This is a genomic window from Pseudomonas sp. PA-1-6B, assembly GCF_021609545.1.
GTDB lineage: Bacteria > Pseudomonadota > Gammaproteobacteria > Pseudomonadales > Pseudomonadaceae > Aquipseudomonas > Aquipseudomonas fluorescens_BV.
In genome coordinates this window covers 26510-49136 of the sequence record NZ_WJZM01000044.1, presented here as the reverse complement: position 1 = coordinate 49136, position 22627 = coordinate 26510, and the positions used below count along the sequence as shown (strand labels likewise).

At 60.8% G+C, this 22627-nt stretch carries 17 protein-coding genes; 8 read left to right on the top strand and 9 right to left on the bottom strand.

The annotated features are described in order from the left end of the window. Positions 1-158 precede the first annotated feature (158 nt). From GIV35_RS19645 to rloA, 3 genes are read right to left on the bottom strand one after another with little or no spacing between them, the layout of a single operon-like run. Positions 159-1145: an alpha-L-glutamate ligase-like protein gene (locus GIV35_RS19645; RefSeq protein ID WP_003193326.1), complete on the bottom strand. Its 987-nt coding sequence runs from the start codon at positions 1143-1145 to the stop codon at positions 159-161. Continuing rightward, positions 1145-2677: an osmotic stress tolerance membrane protein RloB gene (rloB, locus tag GIV35_RS19640; protein ID WP_105227806.1), complete on the bottom strand. Its 1533-nt coding sequence runs from the start codon at positions 2675-2677 to the stop codon at positions 1145-1147. Before rloB ends, GIV35_RS19645 begins: the two co-directional genes overlap by 1 nt. Before the next feature lie 18 nt (positions 2678-2695). Beyond that, entirely contained in the window at positions 2696-3220 is a 525-nt protein-coding gene (gene rloA / locus GIV35_RS19635) for a retropepsin-like aspartic peptidase RloA (protein WP_014719501.1), read from the bottom strand. A gap of 270 nt (positions 3221-3490) precedes the next feature. On the opposite strand from rloA, the gene GIV35_RS19630 reads away from it, so the two are divergent. The 6 genes from GIV35_RS19630 to prpD all read left to right on the top strand — a co-directional run bounded on the left by GIV35_RS19630 (position 3491) and on the right by prpD (position 11928). Then, positions 3491-4204 (top strand): GntR family transcriptional regulator, encoded by a 714-nt coding sequence (locus tag GIV35_RS19630; protein ID WP_014719500.1) that lies wholly within the window; start codon positions 3491-3493, stop codon positions 4202-4204. After that, positions 4201-5094 carry a methylisocitrate lyase gene (prpB, locus tag GIV35_RS19625; protein ID WP_003193320.1) on the top strand — a complete coding sequence of 298 codons (894 nt, stop codon included), beginning with the start codon at positions 4201-4203 and terminating at the stop codon, positions 5092-5094. The genes GIV35_RS19630 and prpB overlap by 4 nt, the downstream gene beginning before the upstream one ends. Before the next feature lie 42 nt (positions 5095-5136). Further along, positions 5137-6264, top strand: a complete 1128-nt coding sequence (gene prpC / locus GIV35_RS19620) for a bifunctional 2-methylcitrate synthase/citrate synthase (protein WP_236264457.1) — start codon at positions 5137-5139, stop codon at positions 6262-6264. A 183-nt stretch (positions 6265-6447) separates the two neighbouring features. After that, on the top strand, positions 6448-9042 hold the full coding sequence (gene acnD / locus GIV35_RS19615; protein WP_236264458.1) for a Fe/S-dependent 2-methylisocitrate dehydratase AcnD: 2595 nt from the start codon (positions 6448-6450) through the stop codon (positions 9040-9042). Between the two features lie 11 nt (positions 9043-9053). Then, complete coding sequence (prpF, locus tag GIV35_RS19610; RefSeq protein WP_236264459.1) at positions 9054-10244, top strand: 2-methylaconitate cis-trans isomerase PrpF; 1191 nt, start codon at positions 9054-9056, stop codon at positions 10242-10244. Positions 10245-10443: 199 nt separating this feature from the next. Continuing rightward, positions 10444-11928, top strand: coding sequence for a 2-methylcitrate dehydratase (prpD, locus tag GIV35_RS19605; protein ID WP_105227800.1), 1485 nt, complete (start codon positions 10444-10446; stop codon positions 11926-11928). Positions 11929-12059: 131 nt separating this feature from the next. Here prpD and GIV35_RS19600 read toward each other — a convergent pair whose 3' ends face one another. From GIV35_RS19600 to GIV35_RS19580, 5 genes are read right to left on the bottom strand one after another with little or no spacing between them, the layout of a single operon-like run. Then, a complete protein-coding gene (locus tag GIV35_RS19600) occupies positions 12060-12788 on the bottom strand; it encodes an alanyl-tRNA editing protein (protein WP_236264460.1) in 729 nt (242 codons plus the stop codon). A gap of 2 nt (positions 12789-12790) precedes the next feature. Continuing rightward, positions 12791-13783, bottom strand: a complete 993-nt coding sequence (locus GIV35_RS19595) for a serine O-acetyltransferase (protein WP_105227796.1) — start codon at positions 13781-13783, stop codon at positions 12791-12793. Positions 13784-13820: 37 nt separating this feature from the next. Continuing rightward, positions 13821-14735, bottom strand: coding sequence for a PLP-dependent cysteine synthase family protein (locus GIV35_RS19590; RefSeq protein WP_105229178.1), 915 nt, complete (start codon positions 14733-14735; stop codon positions 13821-13823). 16 nt (positions 14736-14751) lie between these two features. Continuing rightward, the gene (gene moeB / locus GIV35_RS19585; protein ID WP_236264461.1) at positions 14752-16614 is read right to left on the bottom strand and encodes a molybdopterin-synthase adenylyltransferase MoeB; all 1863 of its coding nucleotides are present in this window, start codon (positions 16612-16614) and stop codon (positions 14752-14754) included. A gap of 23 nt (positions 16615-16637) precedes the next feature. Then, entirely contained in the window at positions 16638-17582 is a 945-nt protein-coding gene (locus GIV35_RS19580; RefSeq protein ID WP_034128416.1) for a DMT family transporter, read from the bottom strand. A 109-nt stretch (positions 17583-17691) separates the two neighbouring features. On the opposite strand from GIV35_RS19580, the gene GIV35_RS19575 reads away from it, so the two are divergent. Next, positions 17692-19116, top strand: coding sequence for an aminotransferase-like domain-containing protein (locus tag GIV35_RS19575; protein ID WP_213153651.1), 1425 nt, complete (start codon positions 17692-17694; stop codon positions 19114-19116). A 104-nt stretch (positions 19117-19220) separates the two neighbouring features. Here the strand turns inward: GIV35_RS19575 and ppsR are convergent, their stop codons facing one another. Continuing rightward, positions 19221-20039: a posphoenolpyruvate synthetase regulatory kinase/phosphorylase PpsR gene (gene ppsR / locus GIV35_RS19570; protein ID WP_003193298.1), complete on the bottom strand. Its 819-nt coding sequence runs from the start codon at positions 20037-20039 to the stop codon at positions 19221-19223. Between the two features lie 178 nt (positions 20040-20217). Between ppsR and ppsA the strand changes: the two genes are divergently transcribed. Beyond that, positions 20218-22593: a phosphoenolpyruvate synthase gene (gene ppsA / locus GIV35_RS19565; RefSeq protein WP_003193296.1), complete on the top strand. Its 2376-nt coding sequence runs from the start codon at positions 20218-20220 to the stop codon at positions 22591-22593. Positions 22594-22627 lie beyond the last annotated feature (34 nt).

Here is a 22627-nt window from a genome sequence, read left to right as displayed (position 1 = left end):
GGAGGGGATTGTAGTCCTCTGTAGGACTTGCTCCTAGAGGGGATGTCGGTGATAGCTCGATAGAGGGTATAGGCTGAGAGGCAAATGGCTTGTCAGAAAGCTATCGCAGGCAAACCAGCTCCCACCCATCGAGCCCGGGCTTGCCTGCGATGCGCTGCTTAGCCTTCAACCGGCGGAATATGCCCGAACATCTCCTGCACGAACTTCACCCGTTCCTCGGGGGTTTCTGTCACCCCGGCCGCCTTGAGCTCTTCAAGCCGTGCCTCCACCGCATGGGTGCGCAAAGTCAGGCCGCAATCGTTGGCAATCTGGATGTTCAGCCCAGGCCGAGCGTTCAGCTCGAGGATCAATGGGCCTTTTTCCTGGTCCAGCACCATGTCCACGCCGATATAACCCAGCCCGCACAGCTCATAGCAGCCGGCGGCGAGCTTCATGAAACCGTCCCAGTTGGGCAGTTGCACGCCATCCACCGCGTTGGTGGTGTCGGGGTGCTTGGTGATGATGTTGTTCAGCCAGGTGCCGCGCAGGGTCAGGCCGGTGGCCAGGTCTACACCCACGCCAATCGCGCCCTGGTGCAGGTTGGCCTTGCCGCCGGACTGGCGGGTGGGCAAGCGCAGCATCGCCATCACCGGGTAGCCCATCAGCACGATGATGCGGATGTCCGGCACGCCTTCATAGCTGATGCTCTTGAAGATCTGGTCGGGCACCACGCGGTACTCGATCAACGCGCGGTCGCGGTGGCCGCCGAGGGAATACAGGCCGGTGAGGATGCTGGAAATCTGGTGCTCGATCTCCTCATGGCTGATGATTTTGCCGGACACCGTGCGATAGCGCCCTTCAAACCGGTCGGCCACCACCAGGATGCCGTCGCCGCCGGCGCCCTGGGCGGGCTTGATCACGAAGTCGCTGCGCCCACCGATAATCTCGTCGAGCTTGTCGATCTCCTTTTCGGTGGAGATCACCCCGTACATTTCCGGCACGTGGATGCCGGCCGCCAGGGCCCGTTCCTTGGTGATGATCTTGTCATCCACGATGGGGTACAGGCTGCGCTTGTTGTACTTGAGCACGTAGTCGGCATTACGCCGGTTAATGCCCATGATCCCCCGCGCTTCCAGGGCCTTCCAGGTCTTCCAGAAGCCGAACATCAAGAGTCAGCCTTCAGGAACGCCTTGAAACGCACCAGCTCGGTGAGGCGATAGCCGCGGTAGCGACCCATGGCCAGCATGAAGCCCACCAGGATCAACAGGATCGCCGGGAAGGTGAACACGAAGTAGACCAACTCCGGCACGCTCATGATCAGGTGCGCCAGGGACGCAGCGAACAGCGTGCCAATCGCCACTTTCAGCGCATGGTTGGCGCCACGCTCCTCCCAGGTGATCGACAGGCGTTCGATGGTCATGGTCAGGATCACCATCGGGAACAGCGCCACCGACAAGCCGCGTTCCAGCCCCAGCTTGTGGCTGAACAGGCTGATGGCGGCAATCAGCACCACCACGAAGGTCAGCACCACCGACAGCCTCGGCAGCATCTGCAGTTTAAGGTGTTCAAGGTACGACCGGAGCGACAGGCCCAGTGCCGTGATGATCGTGAACAGCACAATCCCGAAGCCCAGCTGGGTCTCGCGGAATGCCAGGGCGATCAGTACGGGGGTGAAGGTGCCCAGGGTCTGCAGGCCGATCAGGTTGCGCAGGATCAAGATCACCAGCACGCCTATCGGGATCATCACCATGATCATGAAGGTCTGCTGGGTTTGCAGCGGCAGGCCGTACAGCGAGTATTCGAGGAAGTTGGCGTCGGTGTTTTCGTCCGTCAGCTTGGCCAGGCGGATGGCGTTCATCTCGCTGTTGTTCAGGCTGAAGGTCACCATGGCTTTCTTGCCGCCATCGACGGTGATCAGGTTTTCATCGCCGGTCCACCACAGCAGGCGGTCGGCGGGCAGGCCCTGTTCACCAGTCTCCGGGTTGAAGTACAGCCAGTCGTTGCCGTTGAAACTGCGCAGCCATAGTTCCGGGGTTTGCGGCTGGTCGGCCACCAGGCGGATGGTGTGGACTTTCTCTACCGGCACGTGGGCGATGGACAGCAGCAGTTCGACGATCTTGGCTTTGTGCGGCGTCGAGGGGTCGCCGGCCAGCAGCAACTTCACATTGTCGTCGTTGAGGTTGTTGGTGCGCTTGATGGCCTCACTGATAAAGGTCTCGACGTCGGCCGAGTGCTGGCGGATCGGGGCCAGCAAGGCTTCGGCGGCGATCTTCTCGGGGCCTTCCACGGGCATGCTGTCGCGGAAGGTCGGGCCTTTGATCTTGACCTTTTCGCCGCTGTAGCGCTTGGTCAGCACCAGGCGGTAATAGAGGGTCTGGTTGCCCTTGGCCCGACGCGCCGACCAGGTGACCTTGCGGTTGCCGTCGATGCGGTTGACGCTCACCCCGTAGTTGTTCGAGATAAAGCTCTCATTGAGGCTGACGAAGTCGCGGCTCAAGGGCGGCACGAACATCTGGATCTTGACCGGGTCTTTCGGGTTGGCGACGAACTCGACCTTGGCGTCGATGTTCCACAAGTCGTCGGTGGCATCTTCGGTGACGGGAATTCCCAGCACGAAGATCTGATAAGCGGTGACCGAAATGCCCAGCACCACCAGCAAGGTGATCAGGATTTTCAGGTGCAGGGTCAGAGAGCGCATTCGGTTTACTCGGCGGTATTAAGCGTCGGCGGCGCAGGCGGGTTTGCCTGCTGCATATTTAAGACTAGGGTCGACCAGCGCATCAAAGCGTTTCAAGGCTTCGGAGCCAATCAGCAGCGGGTATTGGAATGCGCTGCGGTCAGTCAAGTTCACTTCGATGCTGCGTAAAGCACTGCCCATGCAGATATCCAGCGCAATCACTGGGCGGGCGGTGTAGTTCTTGTCCTCATCGGGATCGTAGTCGCCGGCGCGGCGCTTGATCTTGCTGACGCGCGCCAGGGGCAGTTCGATGGGGTGGGAATGGGCGGTGTCGATGGCCAGGTAGAAGCGTACCCAGGATTCGCCATTGCGCTTGAAGCGCTTGATATCGCGGGCACTCAACGAGGCGGTCTTGGCGCCGGTGTCGAGTTTGGCCGCCACTTCCAGGTCGATACCCGCAAGCTTGGCGTATTCATTCAGGCCGTACACGGTCTTCTCGGCGCCAGCGCCAAGGCTCGGTATGCACAGCAGGCACATCACTAGTAGGTAAGGCTTGAGTCTCATAAATCCTGAGGCAGGGCAGTGCACTGTTCATTTCATGGGGACTGGCATTGCTGCGCAATCTCGGGTGCGCCCTTTCATCATTTGATGTCAGGCAAAAGCGGCGGGCATTCTAACATGATGCTTTTTTGGCGCCAGCGCTGGCAGGCGGCCATGCCTTGGCAAGCGAATGAGGGGGTTATTAGACGATTGTCGACAATGTGTATTTATTCTTTGACTGTGAGAGGCTTATTGGCTAGTTTTTGCGGCATTGATTTTAAAGGTGTCGACAATATGCTGGAGCAACTGGAAAAACCATCGGTGGCACCAGACGATTCCCAGACCATGTCGGAGAACGTCTTCCGGCGTATCCAGGCCGCCATCGTCAAAGGCGAAATCGCCCCCGGCAGCAAGATTTCCGAGCCGGAGCTGGCGCGCACCTACGGCATCAGTCGCGGCCCGCTGCGCGAAGCGATCCATCGCCTGGAAGGCCAGCGCCTGCTGGTGCGGGTGCCTCATGTCGGCGCACGCGTGGTGTCTTTGAGTCATGCCGAGCTGGTCGAACTGTATGAGATTCGCGAGTCCCTGGAGGGCATGGCCTGTCGCCTGGCCGCCGAGCGCATGACTGACGCAGAGATCGAGGAGCTGCGCCAGGTGTTGCACACTCACGAACGGGATGCGGCGTTCCAGGCCGGTGTCGGCTATTACCAGCAGGAAGGCGACTTCGATTTTCACTACCGCATCATTCAAGGTGCCGGTAACCGCACCCTCACCCAAATGCTCTGCGGCGAGCTGTATCAACTGGTGCGCATGTACCGCATCCAGTTCTCCGCCACCCCCAATCGTCCACGCCAGGCCTTTGCCGAGCATCACCGCATTCTGGACGCGATTGCCGATCGCGACGGTGAACTGGCCGAACTGTTGATGCGCCGGCATATCGGCGCCTCCAAACGCAACATTGCCCGTCACTTCCCGGACGGTGCGCCTTCATCACGAGGTGAGTCATGAGTTCCAACAACAACAGCACTCCCGGCCAGCGTTTCCGTGACGCCGTCGCCAGTGAACAGCCCTTGCAAGTGGTGGGCGCCATCAACGCCAACCATGCGCTGTTGGCCAAGCGCGCCGGCTTCAAGGCGATTTATCTGTCAGGTGGCGGTGTAGCCGCCGGCTCCCTCGGCGTGCCGGACCTGGGTATCACCGGCCTGGATGACGTGCTCACCGACGTGCGCCGCATTACCGACGTGTGCGACCTGCCGCTGCTGGTGGACGTGGACACCGGTTTCGGCTCCTCGGCGTTCAACGTGGCGCGTACCGTCAAGTCGATGATCAAGTTCGGCGCCGCCGCCATCCATATCGAAGACCAGGTGGGCGCCAAGCGCTGCGGTCATCGCCCCAACAAAGAAATCGTGTCCCAGCAGGAAATGGTCGACCGCATCAAGGCCGCCGTGGATGCGCGCACCGATGACAGCTTCGTGATCATGGCGCGTACCGACGCCCTGGCAGTCGAGGGCCTGGAGTCCGCCCTGGAGCGTGCAGCCGCGTGCATCGAGGCCGGTGCCGACATGGTATTCCCGGAAGCCATCACTGAACTGGAGATGTACAAGCTGTTCGCCTCCCGCGTGAAGGCGCCGATCCTGGCGAACATCACCGAGTTCGGCGCGACACCGCTGTACACCACCGAACAGTTGAAATCTGCGGATGTTTCCATTGTGCTGTACCCGCTCTCGGCCTTCCGTGCCATGAACAAGGCCGCCGAGAATGTCTACACCGCGATTCGTCGCGACGGTACCCAGCAGAACGTGATCGACACCATGCAAACGCGCATGGAGCTTTACGATCGCATCGACTACCACACCTTCGAGCAGAAGCTCGACGCGCTGTTTGCCGCGAAAAAATAAACCCTGTGGTTCCCTGAACAACTACAAAATTGGAGAACGAACATGGCTGAAGCTAAAGTATTGAGTGGTGCTGGCCTGCGTGGCCAGGTCGCCGGGCAGACTGCACTGTCCACCGTGGGCCAGGCCGGCGCTGGCCTGACCTACCGTGGCTACGACGTGCGCGAACTGGCCGCCGACGCCCAGTTTGAAGAAGTCGCCTACCTGCTGCTGTACGGCGAACTGCCAACCCAGGCCGAGCTGGCCGCCTACAGCAACAAGCTGAGCAAACTGCGTGACCTGCCCCAGGCGCTCAAGGAAGTGCTCGAACGCATCCCCGCCGACGCCCACCCGATGGACGTGATGCGCACCGGTTGCTCGTTCCTGGGCAATATCGAGCCGGAGAAAGACTTCAGCGTACAGCGCGATGTCACCGACCGCCTGCTCGCCGCGTTCCCGGCGATCATGTGCTACTGGTATCGCTTCAGCCACGACGGCCAGCGCATCGATTGCGTGACCGACGAGCCAAGCATCGGTGGCCACTTCCTGCATTTGCTGCATGGCAAGAAGCCGAGCGAGCTGCACGTCAAAGTGATGAACGTGTCACTGATCCTCTACGCCGAACACGAATTCAACGCTTCGACCTTCACCGCACGGGTGTGTGCATCGACATTGTCCGAACTGTATTCCTGCGTCACCGCTGCCATCGGCTCCCTGCGCGGCCCGCTGCATGGCGGTGCCAACGAAGCGGCGATGGAAATGATCGAGCGTTTCTCCTCGGCCCAGGAAGCGGTTGAAGGCACCCTTGGCATGTTGGCGCGCAAAGACAAGATCATGGGCTTTGGCCACGCGATCTATAAAGACAGCGATCCGCGCAATGAGGTGATCAAGGGCTGGTCGAAAAAACTCGCTGACGAAGTGGGCGACACTGTGTTGTTCCCGGTCTCCGAAGCCATCGACAAGACCATGTGGGAACAGAAGAAGCTGTTTCCCAACGCCGATTTCTACCATGCCTCGGCGTACCACTTCATGGGCATCCCGACCAAGTTGTTCACGCCGATCTTCGTATGCTCGCGCCTGACCGGCTGGGCTGCGCATGTGTTCGAGCAGCGCGCCAACAACCGCATCATCCGTCCAAGCGCCGAGTACACCGGCGTTGAGCAGCGCAAGTTCGTGCCAATCGAACGTCGCTGAATGGGATGGGCTGTGCCCGCTGGTTCATGTGCTTTTTTGTGGGAGCTGGCTTGCCTGCGATGGCATCACTGTGGTGTGACAGGTACACCGAGGTGATGCCATCGCAGGCAAGCCAGCTCCCACAGGAAACAAAGCCAGTGTCGACAGTTCACCTTTCGAACTTACCGTGACCGAGTCCTGATGATGAACACTGAATTTCGCAAACCGCTCCCCGGCAGCCGCCTGGATTTCTTCGACGCCCGTGCGGCTGTCGAGGCAATCACCCCCGGCGCCTACGCCGCGCTGCCCTACACCTCGCGCGTGCTCGCCGAGAACCTGGTGCGCCGTTGCGACCCGGCCACTCTCGACGCGTCCCTGAGCCAACTGATCGAGCGCAAGCGCGACCTCGACTTCCCGTGGTTCCCGGCCCGCGTGGTGTGCCATGACATCCTCGGCCAGACCGCACTGGTCGACCTCGCCGGCCTGCGCGATGCCATCGCCCAGCAAGGCGGCGACCCGGCGCAGGTCAACCCGGTGGTGCCCACCCAACTGATCGTCGACCACTCCCTGGCCGTCGAGGCCGGTGGTTTTGACCCGCAAGCCTTCGAAAAAAACCGCGCCATTGAAGACCGTCGCAACGAAGACCGTTTCCACTTTATCGAGTGGACCAAAAAGGCCTTCAAGAACGTCGATGTGATCCCGCCGGGCAACGGCATCATGCATCAGATCAATCTGGAGAAAATGTCCCCGGTGATTCAAGTGCGTGACGGTGTGGCCTTCCCGGATACCTGTGTCGGCACCGACAGCCATACGCCTCACGTAGACGCCCTGGGTGTGATCGCCATCGGCGTCGGTGGCCTGGAAGCCGAGAGCGTGATGCTCGGCCGTGCGTCGTGGATGCGCCTGCCGGAAAGCGTTGGCGTGGAATTGACCGGCAAGCTGCAACCGGGCATCACCGCCACCGATATGGTGCTGGCGCTCACCGAATTCCTGCGCCAGCAAAAGGTGGTCGGCGCCTGGCTGGAGTTCTTCGGCGAAGGGGCTTCGGCACTGACCTTGGGTGACCGTGCCACCATCTCCAACATGGCCCCGGAGTACGGCGCCACCGCCGCGATGTTCTACATCGACGCGCAAACCATTGCCTACCTCAAACTCACCGGTCGCGAAGACGAACAAGTCGCCCTGGTCGAGCAATATGCACGCCACACTGGCCTGTGGGCAGACGACCTGAAAGGCGCGCAGTACGAGCGCAACCTGAGCTTCGACCTCTCCAGCGTCGTGCGCAACATGGCCGGCCCGAGCAACCCCCATGCCCGCCTGGCCACCCGCGACCTGGCGTCAAAAGGCATTGCCGGCCAATGGGATGACGTGCCGGGGCAAATGCCCGACGGCGCAGTGATCATCGCCGCTATCACCAGTTGCACCAACACCAGCAACCCGCGCAACGTGATCGCCGCCGGCCTGTTGGCACGCAACGCCAACAAGCTTGGTCTGACCCGCAAATCGTGGGTCAAGTCGTCCCTGGCGCCGGGCTCGAAAACCGTGGCCATGTACCTGGAAGAAGCCGGACTGGGCCATGAACTGGAAAAACTCGGCTTTGGCGTGGTGGCCTTTGCCTGCACCACCTGCAACGGCATGTCCGGCGCGCTCGACCCGGTGATCCAGCAAGAGATCATCGACCGCGACCTGTACGCCACCGCAGTGTTGTCGGGTAACCGCAACTTTGACGGGCGCATTCACCCTTACGCCAAGCAAGCGTTCCTGGCGTCGCCGCCGCTGGTGGTGGCCTATGCGATTGCCGGTACCATCCGTTTCGACATCGAAAAGGACGTGCTCGGCCTGGATGCCGACGGCAAGGAAATCCGCCTGCAAGACATCTGGCCGAGCGATGAAGAGATCGACGCGGTGGTCAAGGCTTCGGTGAAACCCGAGCAATTCCGTGCGGTGTATATCCCGATGTTCGCCATCCACGAAGACACCGGGCCCAAGGTCACGCCGCTGTACGACTGGCGCCCACAAAGCACCTATATCCGCCGCCCGCCGTACTGGGAAGGCGCGCTGGCCGGTGCACGGCCGCTCAAAGGCATGCGCCCGCTGGCGGTGCTGCCAGACAACATCACCACGGACCACCTGTCGCCGTCCAACGCGATCATGCTTGACAGTGCCGCCGGTGAATACCTGGCGAAAATGGGCTTGCCGGAAGTCGACTTCAACTCCTACGCGACCCACAGGGGCGACCATTTGACGGCGCAGCGCGCCACCTTCGCCAACCCGAAACTGTTCAACGAAATGGTGCAGGAAAACGGCAAGGTCAAGCAGGGCTCTCTTGCGCGTATCGAGCCGGAAGGCAAGGTCACGCGGATGTGGGAAGCGATTGAAACCTACATGGAGCGCAAGCAGCCGCTGATCATCATCGCCGGTGCCGACTATGGCCAAGGTTCGTCCCGTGACTGGGCGGCCAAGGGCGTACGCCTGGCCGGTGTGGAAGCGATTGCCGCCGAAGGCTTCGAGCGCATCCACCGCACCAACCTGGTGGGCATGGGCGTGTTGCCCCTGGAGTTCCTGCCGGGCACCGACCGCCACACCCTGCAAATCGACGGCAGTGAAACCTATGACGTGGTCGGCGAGCGCACCCCGCGTGCGCAACTGACCCTGGTGATCAACCGCAAGAATGGCGAACGTGTCGAGGTGCCAGTGACCTGCCGCCTGGACACCGCCGAAGAAGTGTCGATCTACGAGGCCGGTGGCGTGTTGCAACGTTTCGCCCAGGACTTCCTGGAATCAAAGGCGACCGCCTGAAGAGGATAACCATGGCACACGTAGCGCAAATCAAGATCCCCGCCACCTACATGCGTGGCGGCACCAGCAAGGGCGTGTTCTTCAGCCTTAAGGACCTGCCCGCAGCGGCGCAGGTGCCGGGCCCGGCACGCGACGCCTTGTTGCTGCGGGTGATCGGCAGCCCCGACCCCTATGACAAGCAGATCGACGGCATGGGTGGGGCCACCTCGAGCACCAGCAAGACCGTGATCCTGGCCAAAAGCAGCCGCGCCGATCACGACGTGGATTACCTGTTTGGCCAGGTCTCCATCGACAAGCCATTTGTCGATTGGAGCGGCAACTGCGGCAACCTGTCGGCGGCGGTGGGTTCGTTCGCCATCAGTGCCGGCCTGGTCGATGCGGCCCGCGTACCCCATAACGGCGTGGCCGTGGTGCGGGTGTGGCAGGCCAATATCGGCAAGACCATCATCGCCCACGTGCCGGTCACTGACGGCGCGGTGCAAGAAACCGGCGACTTTGAACTGGACGGCGTGACCTTCCCGGCCGCCGAAGTGCAGTTGGAATTCATGGACCCGGCGGCGGAAGAAGAGGGCGGTGGGGGTTCGATGTTCCCCACCGGCAACCTCGTCGACGACCTGGAGGTGCCCGGCGTCGGTACCTTCAAGGCCACGTTGATCAACGCCGGTATCCCGACGATTTTCATCAATGCCCAAGACCTGGGCTACACCGGTACCGAGCTGCAAGGCGCGATCAACAGCGACCCCAAGGTCCTGGCGATGTTCGAGACCGTGCGAGCGTATGGCGCGTTGCGCATGGGCCTGATCCAACACCTGGACGAAGCCGCCCAGCGCCAGCACACGCCCAAGGTGGCGTTCGTCGCCAAGCCTGCAGATTACGTGGCCTCCAGCGGCAAGGCGATCAAGGCCGGCGATGTGGACCTGCTGGTGCGCGCCTTGTCGATGGGCAAACTGCACCACGCGATGATGGGCACCGCGGCGGTGGCGATTGGCACCGCCGCGGCAATTTCCGGCACCTTGGTCAACCTGGCGGCGGGTGGCGTAGAGCGCAATGCCGTGCGCTTCGGGCACCCGTCCGGCACCTTGCGTGTGGGGGCCGAGGCCAGCCAGGTGGACGGTGAATGGGTGGTGAAAAAAGCCATCATGAGCCGCAGTGCGCGGGTGTTGATGGAAGGCTACGTGCGCATTCCCGGCGACGCGTTCTAAAGGTCTACACAGAACCCCTGTGGGAGCGGGCTTGCCCGCGATGACGGAGTATCAGTCGACATCTTTATCAACTGAAAAATCGCAATCGCGGGCAAGCCCGCTCCCACAAGGAATCTTTATTCCAAGGCGGGCAACCAGACCCGCCCTGATGATCAACCGTGAGCTTGAGGAATAAACCCACCTATTTAGGAGAACTGCCATGAGCGCCAACGTCGACCAGAACAACCGCCCCGACTACGACCCGGTTTTGCAGGGCATCGCCGACTACGTCCTCAACTACCGCATTGACTCCCAGGACGCCCTGGATACCGCCCGCAACTGCCTGATGGACACCCTCGGCTGTGGCCTGCTGGCCCTGCGCTTCCCCGAGTGCACCAAGCACCTGGGGCCGATGGTCGAGGGTACCGTGGTGCCGTTCGGTGCACGGGTGCCGGGCACTTCGTTTCGCCTGGACCCGGTCAAGGCCGCCTGGGATATCGGTTGCATCGTGCGCTGGCTCGACTACAACGACACCTGGCTTGCCGCCGAATGGGGCCACCCTTCAGACAATCTTGGCGGCATCCTCGCCGTGGCCGATCACCTGTCGCAAAAGCGCCTGGCCAATGGCGACGCGCCGCTGACCGTGCGTGCAGTGCTGGAAGCGATGATCATGGCTCACGAAATCCAAGGGGTGATTGCCTTGGAGAATTCCTTCAACCGGGTAGGCCTCGACCATGTGTTGCTGGTGAAAGTCGCTACCACGGCGGTCACCGCCAAGCTGATGGGCGCCAACCGCGAGCAGCTGCTATCGGCGTTGTCCCACGCCTTTGTCGATGGCCAGGCGCTACGCACCTATCGCCATGCACCGAATGCCGGCTCGCGCAAATCCTGGGCTGCAGGCGATGCATCGAGCCGCGGCGTGCGCCTGGCAGACATCGCCCTGCGTGGCGAAATGGGCATCCCCGGCGTGTTGAGTGCGCCGCAGTGGGGCTTCTATGACGTGCTGTTCAGCCACACCAACAAGGACCTGGCGCTCAAGCCCGAGGACAAGCGAGCTTTCAGCCTGCCCCAAGCCTACGGCACCTATGTGATGGAAAACGTGCTGTTCAAGATCAGCTTCCCTGCCGAGTTTCACGCGCAAACCGCCTGTGAAGCGGCAGTCGCCCTGCATCCGCAGGTCAAGCATCGTTTGCATGAAATCGACCGTATCGTGATCACTACCCATGAGTCGGCGATTCGCATTATTTCCAAGGTCGGCCCATTGGCGAATGCCGCCGATCGCGACCACTGCCTGCAATACATGACCGCCGTGCCCTTGGCGTTCGGCAATCTGGTGGCCGAGCAGTATGAAGATGATTTCCACGCGGCCCACCCGATCATCGATGAGCTGCGCGACAAGATGGCTATCGTCGAAGACCCGCGCTACAGCCGCGAATACCTGGAGGCCGACAAGCGCTCGATTGCCAACGCGGTGCAGGTGTTTTTCACGGATGGCACCTGCACCGAGCAGGTGGTGGTGGAGTACCCGATTGGCCATCGTCGTCGTCGGGTGGACGGCATTCCACTGCTGGAAGACAAGTTCAAGGCCAACCTGGCCACGCGGTTCACTGCGCAACGCAGCGCTGAGATTGTTGCCCTGTGCAAGGACCAGGCGCGGCTTGAAGCGACACCTGTGAACCGTTTCATGGACCTGTTCACGATCTGAAAAACAGCACGGTCGCTGTGGGAGCTGGCTTGCCTGCGATAGCGGTGTGTCAGCCCCACATGAATTGACTGGATGTCAGCTATCGCAGGCAAGCCAGCTCCCACAGTTGACTGAAGTTTCTGCTTCAGAATCTATTCAAACCGCAGTATCACCCGGCGGTTGTGCTTGCTCTTTTTCTCGATCTTCTCGCAGAACACCCGGCCGATTTCCTCGGTATTGAGTACATGGGTACCGCCGCAGGGCTGGATATCGATGCCGGGGATTTCAATCACCCGTACCGAACCCGAGACCACCGGCGGCGCAACCGCCTGGGTACGGGTGATCTGCAGCAGGGTCGCGTACTCGGTGGCAGGCATCGACAGAGTTTTGACCGCGTGGGCTTGTTCGATAAGGGCGTTGAGGTCTTGGGTGAGGCGGTCTTTGTCCAGGGTCATTTCTGGCAGGTCGAAATCCAGGCGGCCTTTATCTGCGCTGATGCTGCAACCGGTCACGGGCGCGTCGATGAGGGAGCACAGCAAGTGCAGGCAAGTGTGCATCTTCATGTGCTGGTAGCGCCGCTCCCAATCCAGCCCGGCGTCGACCTGGACGCCAGCGGCCAACTGTTCGGGGCAGTGATCCACCTGGTGCCAGATGATCGAGCGCAACACCGGGTCGCGCACGGTGCCGGTCACTTGCACCCGGGTGCCTTCGGCCAGGGTGAGGTGACCGGTATCGCCCGGTTGCCCGCCGCCGGTGGGGTAGAACAGGGTGTGCTCCAGGGCGATACCTTGTTCGCTGACGGCAATCACCCGGGCGCTGAAGGCGTTCTGGTAGGGCGCGCTGTCAAACAGCGCCAGGGTTTCCATGGTATGCACGGACATGTTCAACCTCCGACGATCAATGGGGTGGCTTGCAAGAGGTGGCGCACCAGTGCGCTCAAGCCAGGGGGAGAGAGCAGGGTGATTTCAAATTCCGGCCCGCACACCTTCAGGTTCAGCGGCAGGCGTGGCAGTTGTTCGCCGGTGTCGAGGCGACGCAGGCGAAACTGCAGGTGGTGCCGCTCTTTCACCGTGGGTTCAAGCATCAGCCCTTGCAGCGGATGAAAGTCGGCGTCCAGCACGGTGACCTTGTGGCCGGCACTCACTTCGCCCACCACGTGCAAGCGCTCATCCAGGGCGAAGGCGCCGAGGTAGTTGCTGTGGTCCGATTCATCGTTTTTCTGCAGTTGGATCTGGTTGACCACCTTGACCTTGGTGCCTGCCGGCACGTCCTGGGTAATCACGCAGGAGGGGCTGATAAACACGTTATCGCCGATCGAAACATAGCCCAGCACGCGGGCGCCGGCGCCGACTTCGACGTTGTTGCCCAGGCGCGGGTGGCGTTTGCCGTCCGGGTTGTTGGCAATACCGCGCGCACCCAGGGTCACGCCGCAGAGGATGTAGCAGTCGTTGCCGATCACGCAGGTCTCGCCGATGACCGTGCCGTAGCCATGGTCCAGCACAAAGCGGCGGCCGATGCGCGCTGCCGGGTGAATCTCGGCGCCGGAGAGAATCTTGCCCTGGTTACTCAGTTTGAGGGCCATGCGCGAAAAATCGCCGTGGTCAGCGGACTGGAAATGCCACACCAGGTGCGCAAGGCGGTAGAACAGCACGGCCTTGAACGAGGCGTAGGATTCCAGGATCAATTCACCGCGCCCACGGGACGCGGGGTCGCGATAGGCATAGGCAATCAGGTCCTCGGCCACCGCCTGGGCGGCGGTCTGGATCAACGGCGCCAGGTGCGGCTCCAGCTGCTTCATCTGTCTGGGCGTCAGGGTGGTGATGAGGTGGGTGAGCAACTCATCGTGCAGCTGTTGCATGTCGATAAAGCCCCCCATGGAGACACCCCCGTACGTTGAATGGTTGGAAGCCCCGTTATTCGAAACTGGGCAGGTAGCTGTCGGCATTGTCGTAGACCATGGTCAACACCACCGTTTCAGGCGGCAGTTCGGGGGCGAGTTGGGCGATGGCAACCATGTTGGCGGCCGAAGATAGCCCCAGGCTGATGGCATCGGTGCGCATGATGCGTTTGATCATGTCCAGGCAATCGGCGTGCGACACCTTGAGCATGCCGTCGATCACGTCCAGGTTCAGGATGCTGGGGATCAGGCCGATCGACAGGCCCTGGATCCCGTGCGCCGCGTGCCGGTCCTTGAGCAGGTCGCACTCTTCCGGTTCTACGCCCATCACCCGCAGCGCTGGCCAGGCGGCCTTGAGGGTTTCGCCGATACCGGTGATGTGTCCCCCGGTGCCAATGCCGCTGACGAAGTAGTCCGCGCGCTGTTCACCGAAGGCGCGAAGGATTTCCGGGGCGGTGGTGTCGCGGTGGGTTTGGGGGTTGGCACCATTGCGTTGCTGGTTGAGCATCACGTAGTTGGGGTTCTCCAACTGCAGCTCCATGCACTTTTCGCCGTGGGAGTTATTGCCCAGGCGGCTATCGGACAGCACTACTCTGGCGCCGTACAGACGCAGCAGCTTCTGTTTTTCCGGGCTGTAGTTGTCAGGGATCACCAGCACCACTTTATAGCCCAGCACATTGCCGGCCATCACCAGGCCAATGCCGGTGTTGCCGCCACTGGGTTCGATGATGGTCTGCCCGGAATCACGGATCAGCACGCCGCGGCGCTCGGCATCCAGGATCATGCCCAGGGCGATGCGCGCCTTGTGGCTGCCGCCGGGGTTGAGGGACTCCAGCTTGGCGTAGACCTCGATGCCGAGGTCTTCGGAAAACTGGGCCAGACGCACGATCGGCGTTTGACCGATGACGTCGAGAATGGAGTTATGCAGCATCAGCACGTCCCCACTTTCAGTACAACGGCATGTCAGGTTCGACGTCGCGAACCCAATGTTTCATGCCACCCTGCAGGACTTTGGTGTTGGCAAAGCCGGCCGCCAACAGGGTGCTGGCGGCTTGCTCGGCACGAGCGCCTGCGTAGCAGATCAGGTAGTGGGTGTTGTCGCGGCTCAGGCTGGCGAGTTGCCCATCCAGTTCTGCCAACGGGATATGCACCACGCCCGGTAATTTGCACACTTCCAGTTCGCTGGCGTCCCGCACGTCGAGCAATACATCGGCGCTGCTGGGGTGTTCGAGCACTTGCTTGAGCACCTGGGGCTTGATGTAGCGTTCCGCGGCCAGGGAGGGCTGGCTCGGTACGGCATCGGCGCAGGTGGCCGGCGCGACGGTTTCGCTATGGCGCAGGTCCGAGCAGCAGGGGCAATCAGCGCGGCGCTTGAAGCGAATCTCGCTGAACTTCATCGCCAGTGCGTCAAAGCGCATCAAACGGCCGGACAGGGGTTCGCCAATGCCGATCAGCAATTTGATCGCCTCGGTGGCCTGGATCATACCGACCACGCCCGGCAACACGCCGATCACACCGCCCGCGCTGCAATTGGGCGCCAGCTCAGCGGGCGGGGCCTTGGGGAACAGGCAGCGGTAGCAAGGCCCACCTTTATAGTTGAGCACGCTGATCTGCCCGTCGAAACGGTAGATAGCGCCGTACACCAAAGGTTTGCCCAACTGCACACAGGCGTCGTTGACTAGGTAGCGGGTGTCGAAATTGTCGGTTCCGTCGATCACCAGGTCATAGGCGCCCACCAGTGCCAGGGCGTTGTCGCTGTTGAGCGCGGTGTTGTACGCGTTGATCTGGATATGCGGATTGAGGTCCAGCAGGCGCTGCTTGGCGGACTCGACCTTGGGCATGCCCAGGGTGCTGTTGCCATGCACAATCTGGCGTTGCAGGTTGCTGCTTTCCACCACATCAAAGTCCACCAGCCCCAGGGTGCCGATGCCGGCCGCGGCCAGGTACAGGCTGATGGGCGAGCCCAGCCCGCCGGTACCGATGACCAGCACCTTGGCTTTCTTCAGGTTCAATTGGCCTTCGCGGCCGACGCCCGGCAGGGTGATGTGGCGCACGTAGCGCTGCACTTCTTCGTTGCTCAGGGTATCGATGTCCATGCCGCCTGAGGTGGCGAGCAACACTTCGATCCGGGATTTCGGCGGCAGGGCTTCATCGGCTTCGATCAGCGCCTCCTCGGCGGTAAACAGGAAGTGTTCCTTGAGCTGGTTGTTCTTTTCATGGAACAGGTGCTGACGCAATTGGGGGTGATGAGTGCAGAGATTTTCAATGACTTCGCGCAATGTCGATCCGGCGCCCTCAAGGGTCGATTCCGGCAGCTTGGCCACGCGAACCAGAATGTCGGGGAAAGAGACAGCGTTCATGGACAACTCCGTGTGCAGGTCGTTGAAAGGTTGAAGGGGGAAATGCTTGCCATCCCAGGCAAACAGCTTGGAGCCCAGGGCCTGGCCCTGGCGGACATCCACCACCAAATAGCTGACGGGGAAGATCGGCTCGCCCAGGAACAGTGCCTTGTCCTGGTCTTCGTCACTGAAATAGGCGCCGACATCCGGGTGTGAGTGGTAGATCACCACCACCGGGTTGTCACTGCGAAACGCCTTGTTCATCAGCAAGGTGTCGGCCACCGAAAAGGTGTAGCCATTGGCCGCGCTGCGTGGGTACATCTCGGGGTTCTTGCGGTGCAGCTCATTCTGGATATTGCTGCCCAGGTACACGCTGCCGTCGGCGAAGACGAAACCACAGCACTCCTCGGGGTAGCTGCGGCTGGCGTGGGCATAGATCTGTTCCAGGGCGGTGGGGCGGAGGACGTCCATGTTTCTCTCGCGTTGGTTGAGGGTCACTTTTTCTTGGCCATGAGTTTTTCAATCGGCAACTTGGTGATCGCAAAGCCGGCCAGCAGGATCGCCGAGTACAGCATCAGGTCGCGGGAAATTTCCACGCCTTCGTACCAGGCACCGATGATGACCGCGAACACCGGGAAGATGATGAAGACGAACGACAGGATGATCGGGCTCAGGCGCTTGAGCAGCATGAAATACACAATGAACCCACCCACCGAGGCCACTAGCCCCAGGTAGAACAGCGCGCTCCAGGAGCGCAGGGTGATGTCGTCGAACGTCGGTGTTTCAAACCACAGGCCAGCCAGGAACAGCATCAGCCCGGCAATGCCGATGGGCAGGGTGTTGTAGGTGATGACGCTGATGGCGCTGCCTTTTTGTTTGGTAATGACATAGCACAAGGCGTGCATGATCGCGGCGCTCAGAATGGCCAGTACCCCGAAGAACTCGGCGTGGTCCAGGTGCAGGCCCTGGCTCTTGATGATCATGTAAAGGCTGCCGAAACCAATGCCGATGCCGACCACCTGGGAGAAATAGATGCGCTCGCGCAGGAACAGCGCGGAGAAGATCAGGATGAACACTGGCATGCAGCTGAACAGCAGGGCCGTGAGGCCCGACGACACATGCATTTCGCCGTAATTGAGCAAATAGTAGGGAACGCTGAAGTAGGACAAGGTCACGAATACGAAGAACCAGCGGCTTTCCCGGGGAAACAGGATCGGCTCACGGCGCACCATGGCAAAACACAGGAACAGCGGAAACGCGATCAGAAAGCGCAGGCCGGCGGATGTCAGCGGCGGCACGCTCTCGACGGCAATCTTGATGCCCAGCCACGTAGTGCCCCAACTCAGGCACACGATAAGGAACATCACGCTGGTCACCAGCCCGGCGAGCCACTGTTTTTGCGTTTTTGTTTTTGCAGTGTTTTCGAGAACGGCGGACATTGGCATCGTATATTGCTTCCCTGAGCCGAAATTGAACTCTATATTGAACTTGTAATGAGTTATGTTTATCGGCGATTGAACCCGTAAAAGCACACTATTAGGGCGAAAGATGGCTGTCAAAACAAATATTGACATGGTGTCAATTATGCGTGAGGGCCTGTCCAACGGGCAGGGCGTGAAGTACAAGCGCCTGTCTGATGTGATGGAACGGGGCATCCTCGAAGGCTTGATTGAACCGGGACGAAAACTGCCGCCCCATCGGGTGCTTTCCGACAATTTAGGCGTGACCATCGGCACCATCAGCCGGGCTTACGGTGAGCTGGAACGCCTGGGCCTGGTGGTTGCACGGGTAGGTGACGGCACCTTCGTGCGTAAGCGTGGGATGGAGCGCCAGCGTGATGAGGGCTTTCGTAATTTCAGCGAGGAGCCGCGCCAGTACTTCGACATGAGCCGCAACATGCATATTCCCGGGCAAGAGACGGTGTTTCTCGCCCAGAGCTTCCAAACCCTGTCGACCAACGCCAAGTTCCTCCAGGACATCAGCGCCTACACCCCGGACGCCGGCCTGCCGCGTTACCGTGAAGCGGGTGCGCAATGGCTGGTGCAGCGCGAGTTTCATCCGATTCCCGAGCAGGTCATCTGCGTCAACGGCGGCCAGCACGGCTTGCTGTGCGCCATGATGGCGTTGCTGCGTGCTGGCGATACGGTGGTCACCGAGCAGTTGACTTATCCCGGGCTGATTACCGCTGCGCGTATGCTGGGGGTGCGGCTGATCGGCCTGGAGATGGATGAGGAAGGCGTACTGCCCACGGCGCTGGATGAGGTCTGTCGCAATCACCGTATTTCGGCGTTGTACTGCACGCCGACTATCCAGAATCCGACCACCGCTGTGTTGTCGGTGGCGCGCCGCGAAGCCTTGGCCAGGGTGTGTCGCGAACATAACCTGCTGATTCTGGAGGACGAAGCCCACGGTGTGCTGGTGGAGGACCGTCCGCCGCCCCTCAGCTATTTCGCGCCTGAGCGTACGATCTTGATCAGCAGCCTGAGCAAGGCGGTATCGGCCGGTTTGCGGGTGGGCTACGTGCATGCGCCGCCGGCGCTGGTCAGCCGCATCTCGGCGGCGCTACGTTCGACCTGCTGGATGGCCACACCTGTGACCCTGGAACTGGCGACCCAGTGGATTGAAAACGGCACGGCGGAATATTTGTTGCGTCAGCAGATCAACGAGATCAGCCGTCGCAAGACGCTGGTCGAAGATTTATTGATCGGCCTGGCCTATCGCACCCACCTCAACAGCCCGCACTTCTGGATCGAAGTACCGGAGCCCTGGCGTGCCTCGGAAATCGAGGCAGAGCTCAAGCAGAACAACTACCTGATCGCCACCGCCGAGGCGTTTGCCGTGGGGCAGACGGCGGTGCCGCAGTTTATTCGGGCGAGTATCTGCAACACGTCGGGCGATGATCAGTTATTGCGCGAGGGGTTTGATGCGTTGGCGACGGCGTTGGGGCAGGGGGGCGGGCGATTTCATCTGTAAATCCGCGTTACCGTTCATCGCAGGCAAGCCAGCTCCCACAGGGGAATGCATTCCAACTGTGGGAGCTGGCTTGCCTGCGATAGCGTCAGTTCAGGCGACAGAGATCACTTGAAGCGCCGCTCCACACCCTTCTCCACCAGAATCTTCGCCGAAATCTCTTCCACCGAAAAATGCGTGGAATTGATGTGCGCAATATTCTCCCGGCGGAACAGATTTTCTACTTCACGCACTTCAAATTCGCACTGGGCATAGCTGGAGTAGCGGCTGTTGGGCTTGCGTTCGTTGCGGATGGCGGTCAGCCGGTCCGGGTCGATGGTCAGGCCGAACAGTTTGTGTGAATGCGCGCGCAAGGCGGCGGGCAGGGTCAGGTGTTCCATGTCGTCTTCGGTCAGCGGGTAGTTGGCTGCACGAATACCGAACTGCATGGCCATGTACAGGCAGGTCGGGGTCTTGCCGCAACGCGACACGCCCACCAGGATCAGGTCGGCCTTGTCGTAGTAGTGGGTGCGGGCACCGTCGTCGTTGTCGAGGGCGAAGTTCACGGCCTCGATACGCTCCATATAGTTGGAGTTATGCCCGATGGAATGGGACTTTCCGACGGAATAGGACGAATGTTCACTCAACTCCTGTTCCAGCGGCGCCAGGAAGGTGGAGAAAATGTCGATCATGAAACCATTCGACGTTGCGAGAATCTCACGAATGTCTTGATTGACGATGGTGTCGAAAATGATCGGGCGAAAACCGTCTTTTTCAGCCGCCAGATTGATTTGTTGTACCATGGCCCGCGCTTTATCCACGCTGTCTATATAAGGCCGGGTGAATTTGGCGAAGGTAATGTTTTCGAACTGCGCGAGCAGGCTCTGGCCCAATGTTTCGGCTGTGATGCCGGTGCCGTCGGAAATAAAGAAAGCAGATCGTTTCATTTGAGCCCTGGGCCTTAAGCTGATGGCGAATCTTGGATATGATAGGCGCGATTTTGCCGTCCCGCAGTGGGCCGCATTCTCACTTATTTTCCAGGTCCAGGCCACAAGCGCTGGCGTTAGCTCCTACTGAGCAACCCGCGTCCTGAGCTTTTCCAACACAGAAAGTGGAGAGATCACCTTGGTAGAGTACGTAGTTTCCCTCGATAAGCTCGGCGTCCATGATGTAGAGCATGTGGGGGGCAAGAACGCATCCCTCGGCGAGATGATCAGTAATCTTGCAGGCGCTGGTGTCTCGGTGCCCGGTGGTTTCGCCACCACGGCCCAGGCTTACCGCGACTTCCTCGAGCTGAGCGGCCTCAACGCCCAGATCCACGCCGCGCTGGACGCCCTGGACGTCGATGACGTCAACGCCCTGGCCAAGACCGGCGCCCAGATCCGCCAGTGGATCATGGAAGCCGAGTTCCCCGAGAAGCTCAACGAAGAAATTCGCACCGCCTTCGCCACTCTGTCGGCCGGTAACCCGGACATGGCTGTTGCCGTGCGTTCCTCTGCCACCGCCGAAGACTTGCCGGACGCCTCCTTTGCCGGCCAGCAGGAAACCTTCCTCAACATTCGCGGCGTCGAAAACGTGATCCGCGCGGCCAAGGAAGTGTTTGCCTCCCTCTTCAACGACCGTGCGATTTCCTACCGCGTACACCAGGGTTTCGACCACAAGCTGGTGGCCCTGTCTGCCGGTGTGCAGCGCATGGTGCGTTCGGAAACCGGCACTGCCGGTGTGATGTTCACCCTGGATACCGAATCCGGTTTCCGTGACGTGGTGTTTATCACCGGCGCCTACGGCCTGGGCGAAACAGTCGTACAAGGCGCGGTCAACCCGGACGAATTCTACGTACACAAGGGCACCCTCGAAGCGGGCCGCCCGGCCATCCTGCGCCGTAACCTGGGCAGCAAGGCCATCAAGATGATCTACGGCGACGAGGCCAAGGCCGGTCGCTCGGTCAAAACCGTTGAAGTCGACAAGGCCGAGCGCGCGCGTTTCTGCCTGACCGACGCTGAAGTCAGTGAGTTGGCCAAGCAAGCGATGATCATCGAAAAGCACTACAAGTGCCCGATGGACATCGAGTGGGCCAAGGACGGTGACGACGGCAAGCTGTACATCGTGCAGGCGCGCCCGGAAACCGTGAAGAGCCGCACTTCGGCCAACGTCATGGAGCGCTACCTGCTCAAGGAAACCGGCACCGTGTTGGTAGAAGGCCGTGCCATTGGCCAACGCATTGGCGCAGGCAAGGTGCGGATCATCAAGGACGTGTCCGAGATGGACAAGGTCCAGCCGGGTGACGTACTGGTTTCCGACATGACCGACCCGGATTGGGAACCGGTGATGAAGCGCGCCAGTGCCATTGTCACCAACCGTGGCGGGCGTACCTGCCACGCGGCGATCATTGCCCGTGAGCTGGGGATTCCGGCAGTCGTGGGTTGCGGCAACGCCACCCAACTGCTCAAGGATGGCCAGGGCGTGACCGTTTCCTGCGCCGAAGGCGATACCGGCTTTATCTTCGAAGGTGAGCTGGGCTTCGATATCAAGCAAAATTCCATCGATGCCATGCCCGACCTGCCGTTCAAGATCATGATGAACGTCGGCAACCCGGACCGCGCCTTTGATTTTGCGCAGTTGCCGAACGCCGGCGTGGGCCTGGCCCGCCTGGAATTCATCATCAACCGCATGATCGGCGTGCACCCCAAGGCACTGCTGAACTATGACGGGCTGCCGCTGGACATCAAGGAAAGCGTCGACAAGCGCATCGCTGGCTACAACGACCCGGTAGGTTTCTACGTCGAGAAACTGGTCGAAGGCATCAGCACCCTGGCTGCGGCGTTCTACCCGAAAAAGGTCATCGTGCGCCTGTCGGACTTCAAGTCCAATGAATACGCGAACCTGATCGGCGGCAAGCTCTACGAACCGGAAGAAGAAAACCCGATGCTGGGTTTCCGCGGCGCCTCGCGTTACATCAGCGAAGCCTTCCGTGACTGCTTCGAGCTCGAATGCCGTGCGCTCAAGCGTGTGCGCAACGAGATGGGCCTGACCAACGTCGAGATCATGGTGCCGTTCGTGCGCACCCTGGGCGAAGCGAGCCAGGTCGTGGACCTGCTGGCAGAAAACGGCCTGACCCGCGGCGAGAACGGCCTGCGCGTGATCATGATGTGCGAATTGCCGTCCAACGCCATCCTGGCTGAAGAGTTCCTGGAGTTCTTCGACGGTTTCTCCATCGGCTCGAACGACCTGACCCAGTTGACCTTGGGCCTGGACCGCGATTCGGGGATCATCGCCCACCTGTTCGACGAGCGTAACCCAGCGGTCAAGAAGCTGCTGGCCAACGCCATCCAGGCTTGTAACAAGGCTGGCAAGTACATCGGTATCTGCGGCCAAGGCCCTTCGGACCACCCTGACCTGGCCAAATGGCTGATGGAGCAGGGGATCGAGAGCGTCTCGCTGAACCCCGATTCCGTGCTGGAAACCTGGTTCTTCCTGGCCGAAGGCCAAGCGTCCGCCTAAGGGCGTAAGGTCAAAAGTGCCGGTCACTCGTTGC

Bases quoted from the DNA above. Each gene is read 5' to 3' on its own strand.
- GIV35_RS19575 (WP_213153651.1), top strand. From the start codon at position 17,692: ATGGCTGTCAAAACAAATATTGACATGGTGTCAATTATGCGTGAGGGC.
- prpB (WP_003193320.1), top strand. From the start codon at position 4,201: ATGAGTTCCAACAACAACAGCACTCCCGGCCAGCGTTTCCGTGACGCC.
- prpF (WP_236264459.1), top strand. From the start codon at position 9,054: ATGGCACACGTAGCGCAAATCAAGATCCCCGCCACCTACATGCGTGGC.
- GIV35_RS19630 (WP_014719500.1), top strand. From the start codon at position 3,491: ATGCTGGAGCAACTGGAAAAACCATCGGTGGCACCAGACGATTCCCAG.
- ppsR (WP_003193298.1), bottom strand. From the start codon at position 20,039: ATGAAACGATCTGCTTTCTTTATTTCCGACGGCACCGGCATCACAGCC.
- GIV35_RS19595 (WP_105227796.1), bottom strand. From the start codon at position 13,783: ATGGGGGGCTTTATCGACATGCAACAGCTGCACGATGAGTTGCTCACC.
- GIV35_RS19645 (WP_003193326.1), bottom strand. From the start codon at position 1,145: ATGTTCGGCTTCTGGAAGACCTGGAAGGCCCTGGAAGCGCGGGGGATC.
- rloA (WP_014719501.1), bottom strand. From the start codon at position 3,220: ATGAGACTCAAGCCTTACCTACTAGTGATGTGCCTGCTGTGCATACCG.
- rloB (WP_105227806.1), bottom strand. From the start codon at position 2,677: ATGCGCTCTCTGACCCTGCACCTGAAAATCCTGATCACCTTGCTGGTG.
- acnD (WP_236264458.1), top strand. From the start codon at position 6,448: ATGAACACTGAATTTCGCAAACCGCTCCCCGGCAGCCGCCTGGATTTC.
- prpC (WP_236264457.1), top strand. From the start codon at position 5,137: ATGGCTGAAGCTAAAGTATTGAGTGGTGCTGGCCTGCGTGGCCAGGTC.
- GIV35_RS19600 (WP_236264460.1), bottom strand. From the start codon at position 12,788: ATGTCCGTGCATACCATGGAAACCCTGGCGCTGTTTGACAGCGCGCCC.
- prpD (WP_105227800.1), top strand. From the start codon at position 10,444: ATGAGCGCCAACGTCGACCAGAACAACCGCCCCGACTACGACCCGGTT.
- moeB (WP_236264461.1), bottom strand. From the start codon at position 16,614: ATGGACGTCCTCCGCCCCACCGCCCTGGAACAGATCTATGCCCACGCC.
- GIV35_RS19590 (WP_105229178.1), bottom strand. From the start codon at position 14,735: ATGCTGCATAACTCCATTCTCGACGTCATCGGTCAAACGCCGATCGTG.
- GIV35_RS19580 (WP_034128416.1), bottom strand. From the start codon at position 17,582: ATGTCCGCCGTTCTCGAAAACACTGCAAAAACAAAAACGCAAAAACAG.